The organism is Sphingobium sp. TKS (assembly GCF_001563265.1).
Classification (GTDB): Bacteria; Pseudomonadota; Alphaproteobacteria; order Sphingomonadales; family Sphingomonadaceae; genus Sphingobium.
The window spans coordinates 1,886,012-1,909,876 of the sequence record NZ_CP005083.1; the positions used below are offsets into that span (position 1 = coordinate 1,886,012).

A 23,865-nucleotide genomic window follows, 5' to 3' on the forward strand; every position below is an offset into this window, starting at 1 on the left:
GGCAGGAGCACGGTCACCAGCATAGCTCACTCAGCGCGCGGCGAACTGCACCGGCTGCGGCGTCGTCACGCGATAGCCATGGGTCCAGCGCCCAAAGGCGTTGAAGCTCATGATCGGCCGATAATCGCTGACGCTGGATGAAGGCAGCACCCGGTCGGTCATATTGTCGAGGATCATCAGATCGCCGCCGATCCGCACCGCCAGCACGGCATGGTCCGCCTGCCGCACCAGATCGCGGGCGATCACCAGGAACATGGCATGCCGGTCGAAGCCCGCGGCTTCCAGCAGCTTCATCTTGGCGATGGCATAATCCTCGCAATCGCCGGCGCCGCTTTGCAGCGTCCGCGCCGCCGAACCCCAATTGTCGCCGCCCTGCCGGTCGTCCACGAAACGCAGCCGCCGGTTGACCCAGCTATTGATCATCTCGACCTGCTGCTGCGTCGACGAGCCGCGAGCTGCATTGAGGACAGCGCTCCAAACCCCCTTGCCGGGTAGGGCCGCCGAAACCGAGGCCCATTTGCCGTCGAGCAGAGTCCGGGAGATCGGCATGGCCACCGAGCCGAACACGTCGGGCTGCCCATTGCGTGGCGGCTGGCCCGCCAGAGCGGGAACAGGACGAGCAGGCATGACGAAAGCGCTTGCCTGCGGGATCGCAGCAGCCGTCGGTGCTGGCAGAAAGCCGCGCATGAAGCCGGGCACCAGTTCCGGCTGGCGATAGCTCACCACGGAAAGCTGGACGCCCTGCAACTGCCAGCCGGGCAGCTTGCCGATGAAGCCGTTGATGCGCCGGTCGTTGACGATAGCGTCCGGAACGGCGGGCTGCGCGATCCAGGAGGTTTGGATGCTCCCGCCGCCCTGCTGCGCGCTGATCGCCGCCAGACGGCTCATGCCGCCCGCGAGGAGATTGGCGGAAATTCGTTCGGCCGGCGTATAGGCGGCAACGTTCCGCCCCAGAGCGTCCGGAAAGGCTGCCAGCGGCGCTTGCGCCAGCGCATGACCGCTTGCCGTTGCCAGCAACAGGGCAGGCGCAGCGCGGAGCGCGACACGGCACAGGGCCGGGGAATGAAGGGGCGGGGCGAAGCCTGACATGCTTGCCCGTATCGCGCCAAAAATTGAACATCCGGTGCGCCACGCTGGTTAACGCGGCGCTAGGCAAAAAATTGCCGCCCCTTTTTGCCGCCCCTGTTCAGGCGAGCCTTTCGATCAGGCGTCGATCGCCTCTTCATCCACGGTCGCGGCATTTTCCTGAATGAAGGCAAAGCGATGCGCCGGGTTGGTGCCCATCAGCCGCTCGACCAGTTCGCGCACCTGTTGCCGGTCCTCGATATCGTCGGGCAGGGTGACGCGGATCAGACTGCGTGTCTTGGGGTCCATGGTCGTCTCGCGGAGCTGGCCCGGATTCATCTCGCCCAGCCCCTTGAAGCGGCTGACCTCGACCTTCTTGCCCTTGAATTCCTTGCGCAGAATCTCTTCGCGATGCGCATCGTCCTTGGCGTAGAGGCTCTTGCCCCCGGCAACGAGGCGATAGAGCGGCGGCTGCGCCAGATAGAGGTGCCCGCGACGCACCAGTTCCGGCATCTCCTGGAAGAAGAAGGTCATCAGCAGCGTCGCGATATGCGCGCCATCGACGTCCGCGTCGGTCATGATGACGATGCGTTCGTAACGCAGATGATCGGGGTTGCAGTCCTTGCGCGTGCCGCAGCCCAGCGCCAGGATCATGTCGGCAATCTCCTGATTGGCGAGGATCTTGGCGGTGTTGGCTGATGCTACGTTGAGGATCTTGCCGCGCAAGGGCAGGATGGCCTGCGTCTTGCGATCACGCGCCTGCTTGGCCGAACCGCCCGCCGAGTCACCCTCGACCAGGAAGATTTCCGCGCCTTCGGGATCGTCATTGGAACAATCGGTCAGCTTGCCCGGCAACCGCAGCTTGCGCGAATTGGTCGCGGTCTTGCGCTTGACCTCTTTCTCCTGCTTGCGCTTCAGCCGCTCGTCCATGCGGTCGAGCACATAGGCGAGCAGCGCCTTGCCGCGCTCCATATGGTCGGACAGATAATGGTCGAAATGATCGCGCACGGCGTTCTCGACCAGCCGCGCAGCCTCCGGACTGGTGAGCCGGTCCTTGGTCTGGCTCTGGAACTGGGGATCGCGGATGAAGACCGACAGCATCACCTCCGATGAGGTCACGATGTCGTCGGCGGTGATGTCCTTCGCCTTCTTCTGTCCCACCAGTTCGCCAAAGGCGCGGATGCCCTTCACCAGCGCGGCGCGCAACCCGGTTTCATGGGTGCCGCCGTCGGGCGTCGGGATGGTGTTGCAATACCAGCTATAGCTGCCATCCGACCAGAGCGGCCAGGCGACTGCCCATTCCACGCGCCCGACCGAATCGGGAAAATCCTGCGACCCGGAGAAGAAGGCGCTGGTCGCGCATTCCCGGTCGCCCACCTGTTCCTTCAGATGATCGGCCAAGCCGCCGGGAAACTGGAACACGGCCTCAGGCGGCGTATCGTCGGTGATGAGTTCGGGCGCGCATTTCCAGCGGATTTCGACGCCCGCGAACAGATAGGCCTTCGACCGTGCCAGCCGGTAGAGACGGGACGGCTTGAACTTCTGCTCCCCGAAAATCTCATGATCGGGCACGAAGCTGACCGACGTGCCGCGCCGGTTGGGCGCGGCGCCGACCTTCTCCAGCCCGCTGCTGGGCAGGCCTTGCGTGAAGCTCTGGCGGAACAGCTCCTTGTTGCGTGCCACCTCCACCACGGTGATGATCGAAAGCGCATTCACCACGCTGATGCCGACGCCGTGCAGGCCGCCGGAGGTCGCATAGGCCTTGTCGGTGAACTTGCCGCCCGAATGGAGCGTGGTGAGGATGACTTCCAGCGCCGACTTGCCGGGAAATTTAGGATGCGGATCGACCGGGATGCCGCGGCCATTGTCGGTGATGGTAAGCTTGTTGCCCGGCTCCAGCAGCACCTCGATCCGCGTGGCATGGCCCGCCACCGCTTCGTCCATGCTGTTGTCGAGCACTTCGCTGGCGAGATGATGCAGCGCCCGCTCGTCCGTGCCGCCGATATACATGCCGGGGCGGCGGCGAACCGGTTCCAGTCCTTCCAGCACTTCGATGGTGGAGGCGTCATAGCCGGGGGAAGAAGTGGGCTGGCTCTCGAACAGATCGGACATGGATATAGCTATAAGCGGGTGCGCGTCGTGCGCAAGCGCGACGCGCAAAGGAAAAGGGCCGGCTCTTTCTAAGAACCGGCCCTTTTCCGCATCTATCGCATTTTTTACCGGACCCTGGGTCCGCCAAAGGGCAGTGGCGGCGGCGGACGCCGCGTGCCGCGCGGCAACTGCGCCTGATAGGCACGGCCGCAATGTTCGACGCAATAGGGAAAGCCCGGATTGACCGTCTCACCGCAGAAGTGGAAGTCCGGCTCGCCCGGATGGCCCATCGGCCATTTGCAGATGCGTTCGGTTAGGTCCAGCAGCGTGGTCTTGCCGGCGATTTCCGGGCTGGGCTTGGCCGGCACCAGGCGACGGGGCGGCGCGGGCGGAATCGGCGCCTGCTGGTCGCCGGGCCCTTGGCGCAGGAAGCCGCCCGGCCCGACCGAGATGATGCGCGGCTGCGGCTTGGGCGGTTCCGCATCCGGAGCGGCCGCCACTGGAGCCGGTGCGGGCGTGGCAGGAGCCGCAGGCCGGACCGGCGAGGGGGCGGCGTGATGCACCGGAGCGGCCGGCTTGGGCGCTTCGGCCTCTGGCGCGGGTTTGCGCAGAGGCGGTGCGGCCTTTTTCGGCACTTCGTTGGCTTTAACCGGGGAAGGGCGGGATTGCAGGCCCAGACGATGCGCCTTGCCGATCACCGCATTGCGGCTGACCCCGCCCAGTTCGTCCGCGATCTGGCTGGCGGTCAGACCCCGTTCCCACATTGCCTTGAGCTGGTCGATACGCTCGTCGGTCCAGGACAATGAATGACTCCTCAAAATTTCAAATCCGCGCCCTATATGGGGCGCGCCAGCACAGGTTCAATTTCCCGTGCATAACGCCCTTGCGGCACAACCCCTCAGCCGATAGTCGATCCGATCATGAACGACCAGTCCAAAATTGCTGCCTCCCTGTCGCATCAGCCGCCTTTCCATGAACCCGGCGAGCTGGTCATCCGCAATGTCAACTGGGCGGGAACCCGCGCGCTCTACCGGAAAGAAGTCAGGCGCTTCATGAAGGTGCAGCTTCAGACCATCTGGGCGCCCGCCGTCACGACGCTGATGTTCCTGGTGATCTTCACCCTGGCGCTTGGCGGGGCCAATCGTCAGGTGCTGGGCGTGCCGTTCCCGGATTTCATCGCGCCGGGCCTGATGATCATGGGCATGATGAACAATGCCTTCGCCAATAGCAGCTTTTCCCTGCTCGCGGGCAAGATGCAGGGGACGTTGATCGATTATCTGATGCCGCCGCTGTCGGTCAGCGAATTGCTGCTGGCGCTGGTCGGCGCGGCGGTGACCCGGGCTGTCTGCGTGGGGCTTGCGCTGTGGGGCGCGATGGCGCTTTGGCCGGGCGTGCATGTTACCCCGGCTCACCCCTGGGCGATCCTGTGGTTCGGGCTGATGGGCGCGGGACTGACGGCCTTTATCGGCGTGCTGACCTCGATCTGGGCGGAAAAGTTCGATCATGCCGCCGCCATCACCAATTTCGTGATCGGGCCGATGACGCTCCTGTCGGGCACTTTCTACTCGATCGATCGGCTGGCGCCCGTCTTTCGCGCTATCAGCCATGCCAACCCCTTCTTCTACGCCATTTCCGGCTTCCGCTACGGATTCGTAGCGGCGGCGGACGGCGATGTGGTGGTGGGCAGCCTGGTGCTGTTGGGATTGAATATCGGTCTGGGAGTGCTGTGCTATGTGCTTCTCAAGCGCGGGTGGAAGCTGAAGGCCTGATTGGAGAGACGCCGTCCTCCTGCGAAGGCGGGAGCACGGCATTTTCAGGTACTCAGGTCAGGCCTGCAATGACCGGCACGACCAGTATGATCGCAAACAGGGTAACAGTCGCCATCACCCAATGATGTAGCCGGGGAAGGACGCGCTCCTCGCGCCCTTCCGAGGGTTTCAACAGCATCAGACCGAAACGCCCTTGCCCCCGACCCGCGTCAGCGCAAAGCCCGCCGCTTCAGCCTCCCTGCGCGGATAGATGTTGCGCAGGTCGACCAGCACCGGCCCGTTCATCGAAGCGGCGAGGCGCTTCAGGTCCAGCGCCCGGAACGCGTCCCATTCCGTCACCAGAACCAGCGCGTCGGCGCCGGTCGCGGCTTCATAGGCATCCTTCGCCATGGTCACGCCCGGCATTAGCGGCGCGGCCACCTCCATGCCCTCCGGATCATAGGCGACGATCTTCGCACCCGCATCCTCCAGCGCCTGCACGATGGCCAGGCTCGGCGCATCGCGCATATCGTCCGTATTGGGCTTGAAGGTCAGGCCCAGCAGCGCGACCGTCTTGCCTCGCGCTTCGCCGCCCAGCGCCTTGACGATCTTGCGGCCCATGGCGCGCTTGCGCAGGTCATTCACCTGCACGACGGTTTCGACGATGCGGATCGGCGTGTCGTAATCCTGACCCGTTTTCACCAGCGCCAGCGTGTCCTTGGGGAAGCAGGAACCGCCATAGCCCGGCCCGGCATGCAGGAACTTCGATCCGATCCGATTATCCAGCCCGATTCCCCGCGACACATCCTGCACCTCGGCGCCGACTGCTTCGCACAGGTCCGCCATCTCGTTGATGAAGGTGATCTTGGTCGCCAGAAAGGCGTTGGCGGCATATTTGATCAGCTCCGCCGTCCGCCGCCCGGTGAACATGACCGGCGCCTGATTGAGGTTCAGCGGGCGATAGACTTGCGCCATCACCTCGATCGCTCGCTCGCTGCCGGTGGTGCCGACGACCACGCGGTCGGGCCGCTTGAAATCCCCGATCGCCGCGCCTTCGCGCAGGAATTCGGGGTTGGAGACGACATGGATGTCGAGATCGGGCCGGGCTTCCCTGACGATCCGCTCTACTTCGTCGCCGGTGCCGACGGGGACGGTGGACTTGGTGACGATGACCGTCGGCCCGTCCAGCGATTCCGCGATTTCCTTCGCAGCGGCATAGACATAGCTCAAATCCGCGTGCCCGTCGCCGCGCCGCGAAGGCGTGCCCACGGCAATGAAGATCGCATCCGCGCCCTTCACGCCCGCCGTCAGATCGGTCGTGAAGGTCAGCCGCCCCGCGGATGCGTTGCTGCCCACCAGATGGTCGAGGCCCGGTTCATAGATCGGCATCCGCCCGGATTCGATCGCGGCGATCTTGCCCGCATCCTTGTCCACGCACACCACGTCATGGCCGAAATCGGCAAAGCAGGCGCCTGACACCAGCCCGACATAGCCCGTGCCGATCATCGTGATCTTCATAAAATAACTGAGCCTTCGTTTGGGAAGAGGGTTCGGCTGGCCTCTAGCATAGGTTTTTGCCAATGCGAAAGCGTGCGTCGGGGGTACTCATGTTCAGGGGATGGTTACCATTTTCTGCCAGGCACTTATCCGAATGGCGGCTTGCAAAGGGTAGGAAATGAAGGTTGCGCTGGTGTTCGGGACGCGCCCCGAAGCGATCAAGCTGTTTCCGGTGATTCACGCGCTACGGGAGCGGGAGGATGTGGAAACGCGCGTGATCGTGACCGCGCAGCATCGCGGCCTGCTGGACCAGGTGCTGGAGATTGCCGGGATCGCGCCCGACATCGACCTGGACGTGATGACGCCCAACCAGACGCTGGATGGCCTCACCGCAAAGCTGATCGTGGAACTGGGCCGCGCCTTCGATGCCGAAAAGCCCGACCGTATCGTCGTGCACGGCGATACGCTGACCACCATGGTCGCCAGCCTTGCCGCCTATTACCGGAAGATCCCCGTGGCCCATGTCGAGGCGGGCCTGCGCAGCGGCGACATCCACCACCCCTGGCCGGAGGAAGTGAACCGCCGCGTGGTGGCCTGCATCGCGGACATGAACTTCGCTCCGACGCAGCAGGCCGCCAATGCCCTGCTGGCCGAAAATCGCGATCCGGCGACCATCCACATTACCGGCAACACCGTGATCGACGCCCTGCTGGCCACCCGCCAGCGCGTTCTGCAGGAGCCCAGCCTTGCCGCTGGGCTGGACGATCTCGCCCAGCGTTTCGCGGACAAGCGGATCATCGCCGTCACCAGCCATAGGCGGGAAAATTTCGGCGGCGGCATGGAAGCGATCGCCCGCTCCATCGCGGATATTGCCGGACGGCCTGACGTCGCGGTGATCTTCCCCGTTCACCCCAATCCCAATGTGCGTCCGGTGATGGACGCGGTACTCGGCGGCCTTCCCAATGTCGCGATGATCGAGCCGCTGGACTATCCTCATTTCGTCCGCCTGCTCGACCTGTGCGACCTTGTCCTGACCGATAGCGGCGGCGTGCAGGAAGAGGCGCCCTCGCTCGGCAAGCCGGTGCTGGTGATGCGCGAAACGACGGAGCGTCCCGAGGGGGTGACGGCCGGGACGGCGAAGCTGGTCGGCACGGACCGGGCGGCAATCGTCCGCTCCGTCTTCGCCCTGCTGGATGATGAGGCTGCCTACGCCGCCATGTCCCGCGCCCACAACCCCTTTGGCGATGGCCACGCGTCGGAGCGCATCGGGGACATCATTGCCGCCAGCGCAGCGGCTGACGATCTGGAAGAGGCGGCCTGACGTTTAGCGATGTTCCTGCCTGCGCAGGAACACAACGCATTCAAACCCTCGTTACCGAAATCTTCAGCATTTCCAGTCAGAAACCGGGGGAAATCATCGGCTTCCCCAGGACCTCCAAATGCCCCTCGACAAGCTTCAGCAGAAGGTTTCCGTCATCGGACTAGGCTATATCGGCTTGCCGACCGCCGCCCTGATTGCGCGAGGGGGCGCAAAGGTGGTCGGCGTCGACGTCAGCGCCCATGTGGTGGAGACGGTCAACTCCGGCCGCGTCCATATCGAGGAGGTGGACCTTGACGGTCTGGTCCAGGGCGTCGTCTCCCGCGGCAATCTCCGCGCCAGCATGGAAGTCGAACCCAGCGACGTCTTCATCATCGCCGTGCCCACGCCCGTAGCCGAGGACCGTGCCCCCGACATCAGCCATGTCCTCAAGGCCGCCCGCACCGTCGCGCAGGTTCTGAAAGCGGGCGACACCGTCATCCTCGAATCGACCTCCCCCGTCGGCACCACCGAAGCCATGCGCGACCTCTTCGCCCAGCTTCGTCCCGACCTCAAAATGCCCGAGCCGGGGGTCGCCGGCGACATCGCCATCGCCTATTGCCCGGAGCGCGTCCTGCCCGGCCGCATATTGGTTGAACTGATCGACAATGACCGCTGCATTGGCGGCATCACGCCCCGCTGCGCCCGCAAGGCGCTGGGCTTCTACCGCCAGTTCGTGCGCGGCGCCTGCATCACCACCAGCGCTCGCGCGGCGGAAATGGTGAAGCTGGTCGAAAACAGCTTCCGCGACGTCAACATCGCCTTCGCCAACGAACTGTCCGTGATCGCGGAACGCATGGACATCGACGTGTGGGAAGTCATCCGGCTCGCCAACCGTCACCCCCGCGTGAACATCCTGCAACCCGGCCCCGGCGTCGGCGGCCACTGCATCGCGGTCGACCCCTGGTTCATCGTCCATGGCGACCCGGAAAACAGCCGCCTCATCCGCACCGCCCGCGAAGTGAATGACGGCAAGACCGACCATGTCGTCGCGAAAGCATCCGACCTAATCGACGAATTTCCGCGCGAGCAGGTCGCCTGTCTTGGCCTCGCCTTCAAACCCAATATCGACGATTTCCGCGAAAGCCCCGCCGTGAAGGTCGCCGCGCGCCTCGCCAAACGCTATGGGCGCCGGATCAAATTGGTCGAACCCTATGCCCATGACCTGCCGATGGAGTTCGCCGGGACCGGCGCCGATCTGATCGATCTCGATACGGCTCTGGAACAATGCGGCGTTTTCGTCATTCTTGTCGATCATGACATGTTCAAATCGGTCCCGGTGGACGAACGTTCCGACAAGGCGGTCTACGATACGCGCGGCGTCTGGCCCGATCAGCCCCGGCGAGTCGTCCCGGATCAGGCCCGGATCGCCATCTGATCGGGCGCATGGGCTCGCCTTCCGACGAGCCCATGGTTGCCATGTCCCCGTCGCGCCGTTAACCCCGCCCGCAATGGCAGGCTTCATGCGTGCCCAGAGAATTTGCGGGGATTTTTAACGGCATGAACCGGCCGACCGACAGCAGGAACCAGATGCTGGCCATGATCATGGCCACTGCGCTGCTTGGCGCCTGCTCGACCGTGGAGGACGCGCCGAAGGGGGATGCCGCCTATGCCGCGATCCCGCCCGCCCCGGCGGTAGGTGTCGATTACCGCATATCCCCCGACGATATCCTACGCATCCATATCTATCACGAGCCGGGCCTGTCGCTGGAAGATGCGCAGGTGACGGCGGCGGGCATGGTGCGCATGCCGCTGGTCGGAGACGTCTCCGTCGCCGGTCTTTCCGCCAGCGAAGCCTCGGACGTCATCGCCGGGCGCTTGGGCGACCGCTATCTCGTCTCCCCGCAGGTGACGATATTCGTCAAGAAGGCGGTGGGCCGCCGCATCACCGTCGACGGCGAAGTCCGCGAACCGGGCCTGTTCCCGTTCGACGGCCGCCTCGGATTGTTGCAGGCCGTCGCCTTGGCCAAGGGACCGACCCGGCTCGCCAGCCTCGGCCAGATCGTGGTGGTCCGGCAATCGGACGGCGAGCGCAAGGCCGCGATGTTCGACCTTGGCGCGATCCGTAAGGGGCAGGCGCCCGATCCCGAAATTCTGCCGGGCGACACCATCATCGTCGGCCTGTCGCGAGCCAAGGCGATCCTGGGCGGCGCGCTGCTGGCCCTGCCGGTGGTCGGCGCGGGCTTCGTCGCGCTGGATGGAGGGCTCTGATGGCGGGGCCGGGCCTGTTGATCGACGGCGCCTCCGCCACGATGGAAGGCCGCGCCGCCCGCTTCGCCACTGCCGCGAGCGGAGCTTGGACGGCGGTTCGGCGGCATCGCATCATCCTGTTCGTCACCATGGCGCTTTGCGTGCTGGCGGGCGTGGTCTTCATCCTGCTGTCGACCCCCGATTATCAGGCGACCGCCTCGGTCGAGGTGGAGGATATCCCGGCCGGTGCCGCAGGTGCCGCCGCCGCGCAAAGGCAGGCGACACCGTCCGACAATGAAGCGCTGATGCAGACCGAACTGGAGGTGCTGCGCAGCCGCGCTCTGGCGGAGGATGTGGCCCGCGAACTGGCGTTGGTCGGCAGCCGCACCTTTTTCGACGGCATGGATGTCCGCCGCCCGGACCGGGGAGCGGGATCGCTCACCCAGCGGCAGGTCGAAACCGAGATGGTCGTGGGCCTGCTGCGCGACAATCTGCATGTCGAGCTGCCGGGCAAGTCCCGCGTCATCCGCATCAGTTTCACCAGCGCTGACCCGGTTCTGTCGGCCCGCGTCGCCAACAGCTATGCCGACAGCCTGATCCGCGCCGACCTCCGGCGCGGCTTTGAATCCGGGGTTCAGGCCCGCCGTTTCCTGCTGGGCGAACTGGACGGGGCGCGCAAGGATCTGGAACGAGCGGAGCGCGATCTGGCGGTTTATGCCGCCAATGCCGGCGCGATGGCTCCACCGGGGTCGAAGGACGATGAAAGCGGCGACACGCCGCCCGAAGGCACCACGGCGACCCGGCTGGCCCAGCTCAACGCCTTCCGCGCACAGGCGACGGCGGACCGGATCGCCGCCCAGAAACGCTGGGAAAGCGCGCGCATGTCCAGCGTCGAAACCCTGCCCGAAGTGCTGAACAACGGTGCCATGCAACAGATCATGACGGAGCGGGCCCAGGCGAGGGCGCAGGTCGTGCAGGAACGCCAGTTCCGCAAGGATGCCCATCCCGAAATGCGCGAAGCCCGCGCGCGGCTGGCGGCGCTGGACGATCAGGCCGAAGGTATGGCGAACACCATCCGCGCCTCGCTCAAGGAACAGTTCGACGTCGCCATCCATGGCGAAAAGCAGATCCAGTCCGAAATCGCCAAGGTCGAGCGGCAGGCGCAGGCCGAACGCGGCCGGGGCGTGCAGATGAACATATTGGAACGGCAGGTCGACACCTTCCGCCTGTTGCACGACAGCCTGCTCCAGCGCTATCGCGACATGGCCTCGCAGGCGGGCTTCCAGGCGGGCCGCATCCAGCCGCTGGACCGGGCGGCGGTGCCATCGCGGCCTTCCTCGCCCAATATCGGCGTCACCATGCTGCTGGCGTCGCTGGGCGGGCTGTTCCTCGGATTATTGGCGGTGGCGGGGCGGCATATTTTCGACGATGCGGTGACCTCCGCCGATACGCTGGCGGAGCGGGTCAACCTGCCGCTGCTGGGCGCGGTTCCGGCGGGCGAGAAGCCTGGGGCGGAGATTTTCGCGCCCATGGCCTCCTCGCTGCTGCTGGGTTCTGCGGTGGGCCTGCCGCGCTCGATCCTCGTCACCAGCGCGCAGGAGGGGGAGGGCAAGTCCTCGACCCTATATGCTCTGGCGAAGGCGCTGGCGAAGCTCGACAAGCGGGTGCTGGTGATCGACGCCGACATGCGGCGGCCCAGGCAGCATAGCCTGTTCGGCGTATCGCCCGCGCGCGGCATCAGCGAACTGATGACGGGACAGGCGAAGATGGACGATGTCATCATCGACAGCGGCGTGGCGGGCGTGGCTCTGCTGCCCTGCGGCGCGATCCCGCCCAGCCCGGCCGAATTGCTGGTCACGCCCGCGATGGATTCCCTGCTGGCGACCGTGCGCGAACGTTATGACACGGTGCTGATCGACGCGCCGCCGGTCCTGGGCCTTTCGGACGCCTGCCTGCTGGCGAGCAAGGCGCAGGTGACGCTGCTGGTGGTGGAATGGGGACGCAACCATCATGGCGGCCTGCGCGTGGCTGTCGATCGCCTCCGCCGCGCAGGCGGCGCGATTATCGGCGCGATCCTCACCAAGCAGGAAGGCCGCGCCTTCGAATATGACTATCACCGGGGCGGCTAGAGCGGAAAGCGCACCCTACCAGTCATTCCCGCGGAAGCGGGAATCCATCTCCGGACATTTCCATAAATTTCGGCTGCCAGGGGATGCATATCCGGCAGAGTGGGAGTCTCGTTAAACGGCATTTGCCGCCATCCGTCATCCCAGCGAAAGCTGGGATCTCAGGCGATGATGCAATATCAATCCTCACGGGATTCCAGCTTTCGCTGGAATGACGAAATTGGGTGGAAAGCGGTCATTAACTCGATAGCCTTACAGCGGCGTCGGAAAGGAAACGCCGTGCGGAAAAAGAAGTTGTCTCAGTGGGCGCTTATATATGGGATAGCCTTCGCGTTATTCGCCGCTGGCTTTGCGGTCCGGTTTCTTTCCCTTCCTGCATGGCTCAATCTGACGATTTACGGGATTGTCGCTGCGCCAGTGATATGGCTGGCCTGCCGCGAATTGATCAAACGAAAGGCCGAAAAGCGGATGGACCGAAAGGCAGCTTGGCGCACCTTTATCCGCGACCGCAACGTCCGGTAGTGGTCGTTTTCCGACTCTCCTTTCAATCATCCGGCCCCTGAGCCTGATGGCTGGCTGAGGATAATGGGTGACCCAATGGCCACAGCATCCTCAAAAGCATCCTATTTCTCCAACAATGTACAATTTCGCCTGTCCTATTTCGCGCCGACGGGTCTATCTCGCTTCCCTCTTTGAAACGTCCGACACATCGCGCCGCCACGCATACGCGCGCCCGGGCACGCGCGCGCATACACTGTGAACTTCGGCGTGGAACGCTCGACCGCGAACAGGAAAAAGGCCCGGAAACCGCAGTTTTCCGACCTTCCATAGCGTCAACTATGTCACTCTACCCCTCGGAGGGACAGCGCCTCTTAGGCCCGGGCCAGCAGCCCTTCCACCAGCCCCTCGAACAACCTTCGGCCGTCGGTCGCGCCATGGGCCGCTTCGATCACCCGTTCGGGATGCGGCATCATGCCCAGCACATTGCCCGCTTCGTTGAGGATGCCCGCAATGTTCCGCGCCGAACCGTTGACGCTCTCCGCATAACGCAGCGCCACCCGGCCTTCACCTTCCAGCCGGTCCAGCGTTTCGGCATCGGCAAAATAATTGCCGTCATGATGCGCCACCGGAAAGCTGATCGCCTCGCCCGCGCCATAGCGGCTGGTGAAGGCGCTCTGCGCATTCTCGACCGTCAGCGCCACGTCGCGGCAGACGAAATGCCCGCCCGCATTGCGCAGCAACGCGCCGGGCAGCAGCCCGCTCTCGGTCAGCACCTGGAAGCCGTTGCAGATGCCGAGCACATAAGCCCCGCGCTCAGCCGCTTGTCCGACCGCCTGCATTACCGGCGAACGGGCCGCCATCGCGCCGGAACGCAGATAGTCGCCATAGGAAAAGCCGCCCGGGACGCCGATCAGGTCGATATCGTCCGGCAATTCGGTGTCGCGGTGCCAGATCATGGCAGGCTTCGCGCCGGTCGCCGCCTCGAACGCCACGGCGAGGTCGCGGTCGCAATTGCTGCCGGGGAAGACGATGACGGCGCTCTTCATGGCTCAGGCCTTTTCGATGCGGTAGTTTTCGATCACCGTGTTCGCCAGCAGCTTGCGGCACATGGCGTCGATATCCTCGTCGCTGGTGCCGTCGGCCAGGTCCAGCTCAATCAGCTTGCCCGCGCGCACATCGTTGACGCCGCCAAAGCCAAGGCCTTCCAGCGCGTGGTGGATCGCCTTGCCCTGCGGGTCAAGGACACCGCCCTTGAGGGTGACGAAGATGCGGGCTTTCATGGGGCAAGGAACTCCGTAAACAGGCTTTCGCGCACCCCCTAATCTCCTCGGCTCCTACAGGCAAGGCATTATGCTTTTGTTAGCGACAGCCGCGCTATCTTCCGGGCCGGAGGGAAGGGTTTTTGCATCATGGCTGGTCTTGCTTTGGCGATGTTTGTCGGGCTTTTCGCCTTCGGTCAACAGGTTATGGGCTACGACGATCCCCATGGCCGGGTTCAGCTTGCGCTTCTGGCGACCTTCACCTTCGGCGTCTTGATCGGTTATCGCGCGCATAGCTGACACGCTCGGAAGAAAAAACATGCTCCCGCCATCGGCTTCCTTGCTTTAGGCGGACGCCATGAATCCGGAATATCTCTATTATGCCTGCGCCATCGCAGCGGTGATCCTGTCCGGCCTTGCCAAGGGCGGATTCGCCGGAGTCGGCGCGCTCGCCATGCCGATCATGGCCCTGGGAGTCGATCCGGTGAGGGGAGCGGCGATCCTGTTGCCGATCCTGATCCTGCAGGATGCCGTCAGCGTCTGGTCCTTCCGGCATAGCTGGGACCGGCATGTCCTGAAGGTCATGCTGCCGGGCATGGCGACAGGGATCGGCCTTGGCTATTTCTTTGCGGCCCAGGTGTCCGAAGTCGCGGTGTTGGGGGTGCTGGGCCTGATCTCGACGCTGTTCGGCCTTCAACGCCTGTGGGTCGAGCGGGGAGGGGCAATCGTGCTGCCGTCCACCTCGCCGGCTTGGGTGGGTGTGCTGTTCGGCGTGGCGAGCGGTTTCACCAGCCAGATCGCCCATGCCGGATCGCCGCCCTTCCAGATGTGGGTGCTGCCCAAGCGCCTGCCCCGTGACGTTCTGGTCGGAACGACGGCGATCGCTTTCGCCACGATGAACTGGATGAAGGTGCCCGCCTATGCCGCCCTGGGGCAATTCACCAGAGGCAATCTGCTGGCGACAGCGATGCTGACCCCGTTGGCCGTGGCCGCCACTTTTGCGGGTGTGGCGCTGGTCCGGAGGGTCGATGCCGCGCGTTTCTACACGCTCATCTATGTGCTGATGGTGCTGCTGGGCGTCAAGCTGATGGCGGACGCGCTGCTCGCCTGAGCAGCGCGCCGAACTCCATCAATCCTTGCCGCGCTTCTTGCGGTGGGTGTCGAGGTCGAGCACGGTCGTGTCCGCGCCTTCGGGCATCAGGCCCAGGCGGCGGGCGACTTCCTGATAGGCTTCGACTTCGCCGCCCAGGTCGCGACGGAAGCGGTCCTTGTCCAGCTTTTCGCCGGTGGTCATGTCCCACAGGCGGCAACCGTCCGGGCTGATCTCGTCGGCCAGGATGACGCGGCTATATTCGCCGTCCCACAGCCGGCCGAATTCCAGCTTGAAGTCGACCAGGCGGATGCCGATGCCCGCGAACAGGCCGCACATGAAGTCGTTGATGCGGATCGCCATGTCGGCAATGTCATGCATCTCGTCCTGCGTTGCCCAGCCGAAGCAGGCGATATGCTCTTCGGACACCAGCGGGTCGCCCAGCGCGTCGTCCTTGTAGCAATATTCGATCAGCGTCCGGGGAAGCTGCGTGCCTTCCTCGATACCCAGCTTCTTGCTCAGCGAACCGGCGGCGACGTTGCGCACAACGACTTCGATCGGCACGATCTCGACCTGGCGGACGAGCTGCTCGCGCATGTTGAGGCGGCGGATGAAGTGGGTGGGAACGCCGATCTGGCCGAGCAGGGTGAAGATATGCTCGGAAATCCGGTTGTTGAGGACGCCCTTGCCTGAAATCGTGCCCTTTTTCTGGGCATTGAAGGCGGTCGCGTCATCCTTGAAATATTGGATGATCGTGCCCGGCTCGGGGCCTTCGTAAAGGATCTTTGCCTTGCCTTCGTAGATCTGGCGGCGACGGGCCATATGCGGTTCCTGTCTTCCCAATAATGAATGTGCCCCGGCAAACGCGAATCGGGAAGGATCAGCGGGTGCCGGGGCTGCTTGGGCTGGCCCTTAGACCAAAGTGGGCAAGGGTGCAAATGGATGGCGGCTCCTACAGGACGTCCCCGAACATGAACCAAACCAGCGCGATCCAGGCCACCAGCCCGATCGCGCCCAATATGACGCCCGATCTGGCGCGAATGGCGGCGATCGGGCCGCGTGCTTGTTCTTCGTCTTCCATCGCCGCTCCGAGTCTTTTGTTGACCGCGATTTCTTAACCAGCGATCAATGCTGATCGTTTGGAAATCGCTCTAGCGGCAGATGCGGGAAAGTTAAGCCGGTTCCGCTTCCGGCTTCATTTCGCCGTTGCGCTGCACCGCCATCAACCGCTCGGTAAAGCGCTGGCGCCACCAACTGATGTCCTGTTGTTCCACGCTGTCCATCATGGCGCGCCAGCGGCGCTTGCGCTCATCGAGCGGCATGGCGAGAGCGCGGGTGATGGCGTCGGACATCTCCTCCGGGCTGTAGGGGTTGATCAGCAGCGCGTCCTTGAGCTGCTGGGCGGCCCCCGCAAAGCGCGACAGGATGAGGACGCCGGGATCGTCGGGATTTTGCGCCGCCACATATTCCTTGGCGACCAGGTTCATGCCGTCGCGCAGGGGGGTGACGAGGCCGATCTTCGCCGCGCGATAGATGCCCGCCAGCTTGTCGCGGGGATAGCCCTGGTTGACGTAGCGGATCGGCGTCCAGTCGACATCGCTATATTCGCCGTTGATGCGGCCGGCGAGGGAATCCAGGGTTGCGCGGATATGCTGATAGCTCTCCACCTCCCCGCGTGAGGGCGGAGCTATCTGTGTCAGCACGACGTTGCGATGGTGTTCGCTATGGTCCTTCAGGAAGCGGGCATAGCCGTTGAAACGTTCCTCCAGACCCTTGCTATAGTCCAGCCGGTCGACCCCCACGATCATGACGCGATCCTGGAGGGAGCGGCGGACCTTTTCATACATGTCGCTGGCCGCTTCGCTGACGGCGGCATGGGCATATTCCTGCGCATTGATGCCGATTGGGCAGGCGATGGCCTGAATGGTGCGGTCGCCCAGCGTCACAAAGTCGCCGTCCACGGAGCCGTTCATTTCCCGTTCCACATAATGGCGGAAGGATTCCAGCCATTCCTCGGTATGGAAGCCCACGACATCATAGGCGAAAAGAGCCTGCACCAATTTGGTATGATGGGGGAGCGATACCAGCAGCCGGGTCGGCGGCCAGGGGATGTGCAGGAAGAAGCCCATGCGATTGTCATGGCCTCGGTCCCGCAGCATCCGGCCCAGCGGGATCATGTGATAATCCTGGACCCAGATGACGTCTTCCGGTTCGATCAGCGGGCTGGTGGTGTCCGCGAAACGCTGGTTGACGCGGTTGTAGCCGCCCTCGAAATCGCGCTCATATTCGGCCAGGTCGATGCGGAAATGGAACAGCGGCCAGAGCGTCTTGTTGGCATAGCCGTTATAATATTCGTCGACATCCTGTTCCTCCAGGTCGATGGTCGCGGTCTTGACGCCTTCATCCTCGGAAAAGCCGATCTGCCCGGTGAAATTTTCCGTGACTTCGCCGGACCAGCCGACCCATATGCCGCGGCTTTCCCGCAGCGCCTGGGAAAGGGCGACGGCCAGCCCGCCCTGATTGCCGGTTTTGCTGGGTTTGCTGACCCGGTTGGAAATGACTATCAAACGGCTCATGCCAAGCGCCTCCATGCCAAGCGCCTCATCGCATCACGCTCCATGGTTTGCTCAATAGCACGGCGCAGTTGATAATGCCGACCAATGAGTAGGTTTGAGGATAGTTCCCCCATAACTCGCCGGAAACAGGGTCGATATCTTCGGACAACAGCCCGGCGGCGGTGCGGCGGGAGAGCATTTCCTCGAACAGGGACCGCGCCTCCTCCCCGCGGCCGGTGCGGTGCAGCGCCTCGATCAGCCAGAAGGTGCAGACGTTGAAGGCGGTGACCGGCTCCCCGAAATCATCGGGCGCGCTGTAGCGGAGCATGTCGTTGCCGCGCCGCAAATCCTTTTCCAGCGCCGTCAGCGTCCCCACGAACATGGGATTGTCCGCGGTCAGGAAGCGCAGGTCGAGCAATTGGAGCAGGGAAGCGTCCCGCGCATCATCCTCAAAATTGGCGGAAATGGCATTGCTGTCGGTCCGCCAGGCGGATTGGAGGATGCGGGCCTTCATCACCTCCGCCCGCTCGCGCCAATAGGCTTCGCGTTCTGGCAATCCCACGGCGGTCGCCGCATGGGCAAGCCGGTCGCATGCCGCCCAGCACATGACCGCGCTATAGCTGTGGACATGGGCGCGGGTGCGCAGTTCCCACAGGCCCGCATCGGGCTGGTCATAGACCTGCCAGGCACGTTCGCCCACCGCCTCCAGCGCCTCGAAATCCGCCGGGCCGGCCATGCGCAGCAGCCGCTGGTCGATGAAGCCCTGGACGGAGGACAGGACGATCTGGCCATAGGCGTCATGCTGGATCTGCGAATAGGCGGCATTGCCGATCCGCACCGGCCCCATGCCCCTGTATCCGGGGAGATTTTGGGCCTCCCGCTCCTCCAGCGTGGCATTGCCGCGCACGTCGTAGAGCGGCTGGATATGGCCGCCCCGCGCGCCGTCGACGATGTTGCGCAGATAGACGAGATAACTTTCCAATACGTCCAGCGCACCCAGGCGATTGAGCGCCTCGACAGTATAATAGGCGTCCCTGATCCAGCAGTAGCGATAGTCCCAGTTACGGCCGCTATCGGCATGTTCGGGGATGCTGGTGGTGAGCGCTGCTACGATCGCGCCGGTTTCCTCATGCTGGCAGAGCTTGAGCGTGATGGCGGAACGAATGACCGCCTCCTGCCATTCGGCGGGGATGGCCAGGCTGCGCACCCAGATCTGCCATTCGTGGATCGTATCGTCCAGCATTCGTTCCACCGCTGGGCGGAGGGCATCGGAAAAGCTCTCATCCGGCCCCAGGAAGAAATGCATGTCATGTTCGATGCGGAACCAGCTTTCCTGGGAAATGAGGCCGATGGGCGCGTTGGTGGACATGCGCATCGCCATATAGGACAGCACCAGCCGGATATGGTTGGATCCGTAGCTGATCGGCACTTTTTCAGAATGCCAGGAGGTGGTCGGGCGCAGCCTGACGCGAACGCGTGGACTCCCGGAAATCGGCCGGACGATGCGGGCGAACGCCACCGGCCGGTACATGCGGCCCTGATGCTTGTGGCGCGGGCAGAAATCGTAAAGCTCTATCGCATTGCCCTGGTCATCGGTCTGGCGCGTGACCAGTATCGGCGTGTTGCGAATATAATACTGTTCGATCCGGGTGCAGTTTTCCAGCTCGATGGCCCAGAATCCTCGCGCTTCCGGCTTGTCCCAGGCGGCATCGTCCAGCAGCGCGGAAAAAACGGGATCGCCGTCCACGCGGGGCACGCACGCCCAGACCATCCGCCCGGCGCGGTCGATCAGCGCGGACGCCTGGCAGTTGCCGATGGGCCAAAGGTCGAGCGTACGCTCGTTCCCGCCCGGGCGGTCGTTTTTCTGCGTTGCTATCGGTCCGTCCCCCTAGTTCGTGCACGACGGGGACGACGGACATCGGATCAGTCGGTGCCAGCGAACCCCTGAGCAAGATAATGCCTGACGGCGGCAACCTGTTCCAAAGAGAATGCGGCGAGCGTCGATCTGGGCGCGCCGACCAGAATTCCTGCGCCGCCCAGATCGCGGGCGACGGCAAAGCCTTCCTCATCGGTGACATCGTCTCCGATGAACAGGGGGGTGCCGCCTGTCATGGGCGCGCGCTGCATCAGCGCGCGGACGGCGCTGCCCTTGTCGGCGCCGCCGGGACGCAATTCGTAGAGCATCTTGCCCGGCTGGAGCGCGAGGCCAAACTGATCCGCGAGGCGCGTCGCCAGATCGCCCGCCTCCCGGCCCCACTGGGGCGCACCGCGAAAATGAAGGCCGACGCTGATCGTCTTGCGTTCAACAAGGACGCCGGACTTGCCCGCTGCGAAACTCTGGAAGGCGGCTTCGGCCTCATTGATCGCGGGCAGGCGGGCCGGCGCCTCGGCCAGACGGCCGGGTTCCGCCAATTCCAGCCCATGCGTGCCCGCCAGCAGAAATGCGCCAAAGCCGAAGTCGCGCAGCGTCGCGACCGATCGGCCGCTCACGATCGCGAGCCGTCCCTCCAGACGATCGCGCAGGCGACCGAGCAAGGCGAGCAGATCGTCATCGACCACGACGCTATCGGGGGTATCCGCGATCGGGGCCAGGGTTCCGTCGAAGTCGAGGAACAGCGCGGCCCCGATCAGCAGCGCGGGCGGCGGAGGGGGAAGATCGGGAAGAGAGGAAAGACGGGAATCGGACACGCGCGCAAGGTGGCGCATGGCGCGGAATGTGCAAGCCCCGTCGGACGGTCTTCGCGATTTTTGAGCGGCTTCATCGCTATTCCTCCGTCCAGGGCGCTGACCAGGCGATGCGGTGAAGCGTGCAGAAGGCCTGCATGATGGTGGCGATCAAACCGGAAAGGGCGGTGGATGTTTCATGGCTGTTGGCGCACAGCTGGTCGTCGTCAGACAAGCGCATGACGGGCTCCTTTTTCCATGATTGAAGTGCGAAACGCTTTCGTTTCGCTGGAATGTCTATCGCTTTTTTCCGTAGCGGCCGCCAACAAAAGGATGGACCTTTCATATAAGGTCTGCTTATCAATCCGTCATGAGCCAATTGCCGCCTTTGTCTGCCGTCCGCGTGTTCGAGGCCGCGGCGCGGCTCGAAAATTTCACCGCCGCCGCGCAGGAATTGGGGATGACGCAGGCGGCCGTCAGCTATCAGGTGAAATTGCTAGAAGAGCGGCTGGGGATCGGCCTGTTCCAGCGGGCAGGACGGAAGGTGGCGCTGACCGACAAGGGGCGAGAGATCGCGCCCATCATCACCCGCGCCTTCGACCAGATGCGGCAGGGTTTCGCCGCGCTGACGCAGGATCATTCGACGGTGCTGACGATCAGTTGCTCCATTAGCTTCGCGCATCTCTGGCTGGCGCCCCGGATAGGGACTTTCCAGATGCGCCAGCCAGGGTTGGCCGTGCGGATCGATGCGACAAACCAGGTCGTGGATTTTGCCCGCGACGGCGTGGATGTTGCGGTGCGCGGCGGGGAAGGGAAATGGCCGGGGGTGGAGGCGAAGTTGCTGACCCACAACCGGCTGGCGCCCTTGTGCAGCCCCGGGTGGCTGGCGAAGAACGGGCCGATTGCCGATCCTCGGGCGCTACATGCCATGCCGCGCCTGTCGCCGGATGACATGTGGTGGCATGAATGGTTCGCGGGCGTCGGCGTGGAAGCCGACGGAAAGGTGCTGCCGCCGGGCATCGCGCTGGATTCCCAGGTGATGGAGGGCCGCGCGGCCATGGCGGGACAGGGGGTCGCGATCGTCAACCTCTTCCTGTGGAAGGCGGAGGTTGAGGCCGGGCTGCTGGTGGAGGCTGTTCCATCCTATGTGAAGGAACGGGCGAGCTATTGGGTGGTCTATCCGCCCCACGCCCGCAACATGCCCAAGGTGAAGGCGTTCCGCGACTGGATCAGCGCGGAGTTCGCTCGGGAGATCGCGGCCGATCCGGAAGGGCGGTTCCTGCCGCGTTAGTAATGAGGCGCTCGGTGCTCCTGCGAACGCGGGAGAGCGATTCCTTTAACTGGATCGATCGCCTATCTAAACTTCGTTTCCGTTTTGTCACGGCGCTGCTATTCCGATCTCGATGACCGATTTTCGCGACCCATTCGATGCTATCAAGGACCACCCGTTCGACGATGCGCTGTCCCAGCGCTATCTCGTCTATGCGCTTTCGACCATCACGGCCCGATCGTTGCCGGACCTGCGCGATGGGTTGAAGCCGGTGCATCGCCGGCTGCTCTGGGCGATGCGGCTGCTGCGGATGGAGCCAGGCGGCGCCTCCCCGGACGTGCTGGTCGCCAATCCGGCGCGCAACACCACCTCCTACAAGAAATGCGCTCGCGTCGTCGGTGACGTCATCGGTAAATATCATCCGCATGGCGACGCATCGGTCTATGACGCCATGGTGCGTCTGGCGCAGGATTTTTCGCTGCGCACGCCGCTGGTCGATGGACAGGGCAATTTCGGCAATATCGACGGCGATAATGCGGCGGCGATGCGCTATACCGAGGCGCGGCTGACGCAGGCGGCGGCCGATCTGATGGCGGGGCTGGACGAGGGCACTGTCGAGTTCCGCCCGACCTATAATGGCGAGGATCATGAGCCGGAGGTCTTTCCCGGCCTTTTCCCCAATCTGCTCGCCAATGGCGCCACCGGCATCGCGGTCGGCATGGCGACCAGCATCCCGCCGCACAATGTCGCGGAACTGATCGACGCCGCCAGCCTGTTGATCGACAATCCGGAGGCGGAGCATGCCGATCTGATGCAGATCGTGCGAGGGCCGGACTTTCCGACGGGCGGCGTGTTGGTCGACAGCGCTTCCATCATTTCAGAGGCTTATGCGACGGGGCGGGGATCGTTTCGAACCCGCGCGCGCTGGCACAAGGAGGATGGCGGGCGCGGCACCTGGGTCGCCGTGGTCACCCAAATCCCCTTCCAGGTCCAGAAATCCAAGCTGATCGAGCAGATCGCGGTTCTGATCAACGACAAGAAGCTGCCGATCCTGGCCGATGTGCGCGACGAGAGCGACGAGCAGATTCGCATCGTCATCGAACCACGCGCCCGCACCGTCGACCCCGATGTGCTGATGGACAGCCTGTTCCGGCTGACCGACCTCGAAAACCGCTTTCCGCTGAACCTGAACGTGCTCGACGCCACTCGGACGCCGCGGGTGTTGGGCCTGAAATCCGTGCTGGTCGAGTGGTTGAAGCACCAGATCGATGTGCTGGTGCGGCGCGCGCAGCACCGGCTGGAGAAGATCGCGGCGCGGCTGGAACTGCTCGACGGCTATATCATCGCCTATTTGAACCTCGACCGGGTGATCGAGATCATCCGCACCGAGGATGAGCCCAAGGAAGTGATGATGGCCGAATTCGGCCTCAACGACCGGCAGGCCGAGGCGATCCTCAACATGCGGCTGCGTTCTTTGCGCAAGCTGGAGGAGATGGAACTGCGGCGCGAACATTCGGAGCTGCTGAAAGAACGTGACGAACTGATCAAGCTGGTCGAAAGCCCGACGCGGCAACGGACCCGGCTGAAGAAGGATCTGGCGGACCTGCGCAAGCGCTATTCGCCCGACAGCGATTTCGGCAAGCGGCGCACTTTGGTCGAGGAGGCCGCCCCGGCGCGGGAAATCCCGCTGGAGGCGATGATAGAGAAGGAGCCGATCACCGTGATCCTGTCCGAGCGCGGCTGGATCAGGGCGATGAGTGGACATCGCGACCTTGCCTCGGCAGACACGCTGAAGTTCAAGGAAGGCGACGGTCCGATGATCGCCTTCCACGCTCAGACCACGGACAAGCTGTTGCTGGCCACGGAAACGGGCCGCATCTTCACCCTGGGCGCGGACAAGCTGCCGGGCGGGCGCGGCTTTGGCGATCCGGTGCGGTCGCTGGTCGATATGGATGGGACCGGCAATATCGTTGCCTTGATGCCTGCGCGGATCGGCGGCGAACTGTTGTTGGCGGCCTCTGACGGTCGCGGCTTCGTGGCCGCTGTGGCCGACGTGATCGCGGAAACGCGCAAGGGCAAGCAGGTCGTCAATGTGCGGACCGGCGCGAAGCTCAGCGTCGTGCATCCCATCGCATCCGAGGCGGACAGCGTCGCAGTGGTGGGCGAGAACCGCAAGTTGCTGGTCTTCACGCTGATCGAAATGCCGCGCATGGCGCGTGGACAGGGCGTCCAGATGCAGCGCTATCGCGATGGCGGATTGTCCGACGCCATCGCCTTCCGCCTGTCGGACGGCCTTAGCTGGGCCATGGGCGGAGGATCGGGCCGTACCCGGACGGAAGCGGACATGACGCCATGGCGCGTCGCAAGAGGCGCGGCGGGGCGGATGCCGCCCACGGGCTTTCCCCGCGATAACCGGTTCTGACAAGCTGATTTTTTGCCATTAGCGCATCGG

General features: G+C 64.1%; 23 protein-coding genes. 9 read left to right on the plus strand and 14 right to left on the minus strand.

Annotated elements, in window-relative coordinates:
* Positions 1-30 precede the first annotated feature (30 nt).
* The 3 genes from K426_RS09425 to K426_RS09435 all read right to left on the minus strand — a co-directional run bounded on the left by K426_RS09425 (position 31) and on the right by K426_RS09435 (position 3,959).
* On the minus strand, positions 31-1,089 hold the full coding sequence (locus K426_RS09425; protein WP_066556220.1) for a transglutaminase-like cysteine peptidase: 1,059 nt from the start codon (positions 1,087-1,089) through the stop codon (positions 31-33).
* Positions 1,090-1,203: 114 nt separating this feature from the next.
* Positions 1,204-3,177 carry a DNA topoisomerase IV subunit B gene (gene parE / locus K426_RS09430; RefSeq protein WP_066556221.1) on the minus strand — a complete coding sequence of 658 codons (1,974 nt, stop codon included), beginning with the start codon at positions 3,175-3,177 and terminating at the stop codon, positions 1,204-1,206.
* Positions 3,178-3,281: 104 nt separating this feature from the next.
* Entirely contained in the window at positions 3,282-3,959 is a 678-nt protein-coding gene (locus K426_RS09435; protein WP_066556223.1) for a GcrA family cell cycle regulator, read from the minus strand.
* Positions 3,960-4,076: 117 nt separating this feature from the next.
* Between K426_RS09435 and K426_RS09440 the strand changes: the two genes are divergently transcribed.
* Complete coding sequence (locus K426_RS09440; protein WP_066556225.1) at positions 4,077-4,925, plus strand: ABC transporter permease; 849 nt, start codon at positions 4,077-4,079, stop codon at positions 4,923-4,925.
* 52 nt (positions 4,926-4,977) lie between these two features.
* On the opposite strand, the gene K426_RS32845 is transcribed toward K426_RS09440, so the two are convergent.
* Positions 4,978-5,103 (minus strand): hypothetical protein, encoded by a 126-nt coding sequence (locus K426_RS32845; protein ID WP_254911636.1) that lies wholly within the window; start codon positions 5,101-5,103, stop codon positions 4,978-4,980.
* Positions 5,103-6,422 (minus strand): UDP-glucose dehydrogenase family protein, encoded by a 1,320-nt coding sequence (locus tag K426_RS09445; RefSeq protein ID WP_066556227.1) that lies wholly within the window; start codon positions 6,420-6,422, stop codon positions 5,103-5,105. The genes K426_RS32845 and K426_RS09445 overlap by 1 nt, the downstream gene beginning before the upstream one ends.
* Before the next feature lie 157 nt (positions 6,423-6,579).
* On the opposite strand from K426_RS09445, the gene wecB reads away from it, so the two are divergent.
* The 5 genes from wecB (at position 6,580) to K426_RS09470 (ending at position 12,596) form a co-directional block, all read left to right on the plus strand.
* Positions 6,580-7,722, plus strand: a complete 1,143-nt coding sequence (gene wecB / locus K426_RS09450; RefSeq protein WP_066556229.1) for a non-hydrolyzing UDP-N-acetylglucosamine 2-epimerase — start codon at positions 6,580-6,582, stop codon at positions 7,720-7,722.
* A 118-nt stretch (positions 7,723-7,840) separates the two neighbouring features.
* Positions 7,841-9,136 carry a UDP-N-acetyl-D-mannosamine dehydrogenase gene (wecC, locus tag K426_RS09455; protein WP_066556230.1) on the plus strand — a complete coding sequence of 432 codons (1,296 nt, stop codon included), beginning with the start codon at positions 7,841-7,843 and terminating at the stop codon, positions 9,134-9,136.
* 122 nt (positions 9,137-9,258) lie between these two features.
* Positions 9,259-9,969 carry a polysaccharide biosynthesis/export family protein gene (locus K426_RS09460; protein ID WP_066556231.1) on the plus strand — a complete coding sequence of 237 codons (711 nt, stop codon included), beginning with the start codon at positions 9,259-9,261 and terminating at the stop codon, positions 9,967-9,969.
* The gene (locus tag K426_RS09465) at positions 9,969-12,077 is read left to right on the plus strand and encodes a GumC family protein (protein WP_066556232.1); all 2,109 of its coding nucleotides are present in this window, start codon (positions 9,969-9,971) and stop codon (positions 12,075-12,077) included. Before K426_RS09460 ends, K426_RS09465 begins: the two co-directional genes overlap by 1 nt.
* 165 nt (positions 12,078-12,242) lie before the next feature.
* On the plus strand, positions 12,243-12,596 hold the full coding sequence (locus K426_RS09470; protein WP_066556236.1) for a hypothetical protein: 354 nt from the start codon (positions 12,243-12,245) through the stop codon (positions 12,594-12,596).
* Positions 12,597-12,946: 350 nt separating this feature from the next.
* Here the strand turns inward: K426_RS09470 and purQ are convergent, their stop codons facing one another.
* The 3 genes from purQ to K426_RS32000 are packed head-to-tail and all read right to left on the minus strand — an operon-like array spanning position 12,947 to position 14,155.
* Positions 12,947-13,621, minus strand: coding sequence for a phosphoribosylformylglycinamidine synthase subunit PurQ (gene purQ, locus K426_RS09475; protein WP_066556238.1), 675 nt, complete (start codon positions 13,619-13,621; stop codon positions 12,947-12,949).
* 3 nt (positions 13,622-13,624) lie between these two features.
* A complete protein-coding gene (purS, locus tag K426_RS09480; RefSeq protein WP_007682101.1) occupies positions 13,625-13,855 on the minus strand; it encodes a phosphoribosylformylglycinamidine synthase subunit PurS in 231 nt (76 codons plus the stop codon).
* 54 nt (positions 13,856-13,909) lie between these two features.
* Positions 13,910-14,155 (minus strand): hypothetical protein, encoded by a 246-nt coding sequence (locus K426_RS32000; RefSeq protein ID WP_162492910.1) that lies wholly within the window; start codon positions 14,153-14,155, stop codon positions 13,910-13,912.
* Between the two features lie 37 nt (positions 14,156-14,192).
* Between K426_RS32000 and K426_RS09485 the strand changes: the two genes are divergently transcribed.
* Complete coding sequence (locus tag K426_RS09485) at positions 14,193-14,945, plus strand: sulfite exporter TauE/SafE family protein (RefSeq protein ID WP_066556239.1); 753 nt, start codon at positions 14,193-14,195, stop codon at positions 14,943-14,945.
* An 18-nt stretch (positions 14,946-14,963) separates the two neighbouring features.
* On the opposite strand, the gene purC is transcribed toward K426_RS09485, so the two are convergent.
* The 6 genes from purC to K426_RS32115 form a co-directional block, all read right to left on the minus strand.
* Positions 14,964-15,746 carry a phosphoribosylaminoimidazolesuccinocarboxamide synthase gene (gene purC, locus K426_RS09490; RefSeq protein ID WP_066556241.1) on the minus strand — a complete coding sequence of 261 codons (783 nt, stop codon included), beginning with the start codon at positions 15,744-15,746 and terminating at the stop codon, positions 14,964-14,966.
* A gap of 130 nt (positions 15,747-15,876) precedes the next feature.
* A complete protein-coding gene (locus K426_RS32850) occupies positions 15,877-16,005 on the minus strand; it encodes a hypothetical protein (protein ID WP_254911527.1) in 129 nt (42 codons plus the stop codon).
* 91 nt (positions 16,006-16,096) lie between these two features.
* Positions 16,097-17,500 (minus strand): alpha,alpha-trehalose-phosphate synthase (UDP-forming), encoded by a 1,404-nt coding sequence (gene otsA, locus K426_RS09495; RefSeq protein WP_082748794.1) that lies wholly within the window; start codon positions 17,498-17,500, stop codon positions 16,097-16,099.
* Positions 17,501-17,525: 25 nt separating this feature from the next.
* On the minus strand, positions 17,526-19,295 hold the full coding sequence (locus tag K426_RS09500) for a glycoside hydrolase family 15 protein (RefSeq protein ID WP_254911528.1): 1,770 nt from the start codon (positions 19,293-19,295) through the stop codon (positions 17,526-17,528).
* A 107-nt stretch (positions 19,296-19,402) separates the two neighbouring features.
* Positions 19,403-20,167 (minus strand): trehalose-phosphatase, encoded by a 765-nt coding sequence (otsB, locus tag K426_RS09505; RefSeq protein ID WP_066561588.1) that lies wholly within the window; start codon positions 20,165-20,167, stop codon positions 19,403-19,405.
* Positions 20,168-20,243: 76 nt separating this feature from the next.
* Positions 20,244-20,384 (minus strand): hypothetical protein, encoded by a 141-nt coding sequence (locus K426_RS32115; protein WP_169576061.1) that lies wholly within the window; start codon positions 20,382-20,384, stop codon positions 20,244-20,246.
* A 129-nt stretch (positions 20,385-20,513) separates the two neighbouring features.
* Between K426_RS32115 and gcvA the strand changes: the two genes are divergently transcribed.
* Entirely contained in the window at positions 20,514-21,434 is a 921-nt protein-coding gene (gcvA, locus tag K426_RS09510) for a transcriptional regulator GcvA (protein ID WP_197672776.1), read from the plus strand.
* A 112-nt stretch (positions 21,435-21,546) separates the two neighbouring features.
* On the plus strand, positions 21,547-23,835 hold the full coding sequence (gene parC / locus K426_RS09515) for a DNA topoisomerase IV subunit A (protein WP_066556247.1): 2,289 nt from the start codon (positions 21,547-21,549) through the stop codon (positions 23,833-23,835).
* The last annotated feature ends 30 nt before the right edge of the window (positions 23,836-23,865 follow it).

What these genes read in the sequence shown, in the direction of transcription:
- K426_RS09425 (WP_066556220.1), bottom strand. Translation starts at nt 1,089, where the DNA reads ATGTCAGGCTTCGCCCCGCCCCTTCATTCCCCGGCCCTGTGCCGTGTC.
- parE (WP_066556221.1), bottom strand. Translation starts at nt 3,177, where the DNA reads ATGTCCGATCTGTTCGAGAGCCAGCCCACTTCTTCCCCCGGCTATGAC.
- K426_RS09440 (WP_066556225.1), top strand. Translation starts at nt 4,077, where the DNA reads ATGAACGACCAGTCCAAAATTGCTGCCTCCCTGTCGCATCAGCCGCCT.
- K426_RS32845 (WP_254911636.1), bottom strand. Translation starts at nt 5,103, where the DNA reads ATGCTGTTGAAACCCTCGGAAGGGCGCGAGGAGCGCGTCCTTCCCCGG.
- K426_RS09445 (WP_066556227.1), bottom strand. Translation starts at nt 6,422, where the DNA reads ATGAAGATCACGATGATCGGCACGGGCTATGTCGGGCTGGTGTCAGGC.
- wecB (WP_066556229.1), top strand. Translation starts at nt 6,580, where the DNA reads ATGAAGGTTGCGCTGGTGTTCGGGACGCGCCCCGAAGCGATCAAGCTG.
- wecC (WP_066556230.1), top strand. Translation starts at nt 7,841, where the DNA reads ATGCCCCTCGACAAGCTTCAGCAGAAGGTTTCCGTCATCGGACTAGGC.
- K426_RS09460 (WP_066556231.1), top strand. Translation starts at nt 9,259, where the DNA reads ATGAACCGGCCGACCGACAGCAGGAACCAGATGCTGGCCATGATCATG.
- K426_RS09465 (WP_066556232.1), top strand. Translation starts at nt 9,969, where the DNA reads ATGGCGGGGCCGGGCCTGTTGATCGACGGCGCCTCCGCCACGATGGAA.
- K426_RS09470 (WP_066556236.1), top strand. Translation starts at nt 12,243, where the DNA reads ATGATGCAATATCAATCCTCACGGGATTCCAGCTTTCGCTGGAATGAC.
- purQ (WP_066556238.1), bottom strand. Translation starts at nt 13,621, where the DNA reads ATGAAGAGCGCCGTCATCGTCTTCCCCGGCAGCAATTGCGACCGCGAC.
- purS (WP_007682101.1), bottom strand. Translation starts at nt 13,855, where the DNA reads ATGAAAGCCCGCATCTTCGTCACCCTCAAGGGCGGTGTCCTTGACCCG.
- K426_RS32000 (WP_162492910.1), bottom strand. Translation starts at nt 14,155, where the DNA reads ATGTTTTTTCTTCCGAGCGTGTCAGCTATGCGCGCGATAACCGATCAA.
- K426_RS09485 (WP_066556239.1), top strand. Translation starts at nt 14,193, where the DNA reads ATGAATCCGGAATATCTCTATTATGCCTGCGCCATCGCAGCGGTGATC.
- purC (WP_066556241.1), bottom strand. Translation starts at nt 15,746, where the DNA reads ATGGCCCGTCGCCGCCAGATCTACGAAGGCAAGGCAAAGATCCTTTAC.
- K426_RS32850 (WP_254911527.1), bottom strand. Translation starts at nt 16,005, where the DNA reads ATGGAAGACGAAGAACAAGCACGCGGCCCGATCGCCGCCATTCGCGCC.
- otsA (WP_082748794.1), bottom strand. Translation starts at nt 17,500, where the DNA reads ATGAGCCGTTTGATAGTCATTTCCAACCGGGTCAGCAAACCCAGCAAA.
- K426_RS32115 (WP_169576061.1), bottom strand. Translation starts at nt 20,384, where the DNA reads ATGCGCTTGTCTGACGACGACCAGCTGTGCGCCAACAGCCATGAAACA.
- gcvA (WP_197672776.1), top strand. Translation starts at nt 20,514, where the DNA reads ATGAGCCAATTGCCGCCTTTGTCTGCCGTCCGCGTGTTCGAGGCCGCG.
- parC (WP_066556247.1), top strand. Translation starts at nt 21,547, where the DNA reads ATGACCGATTTTCGCGACCCATTCGATGCTATCAAGGACCACCCGTTC.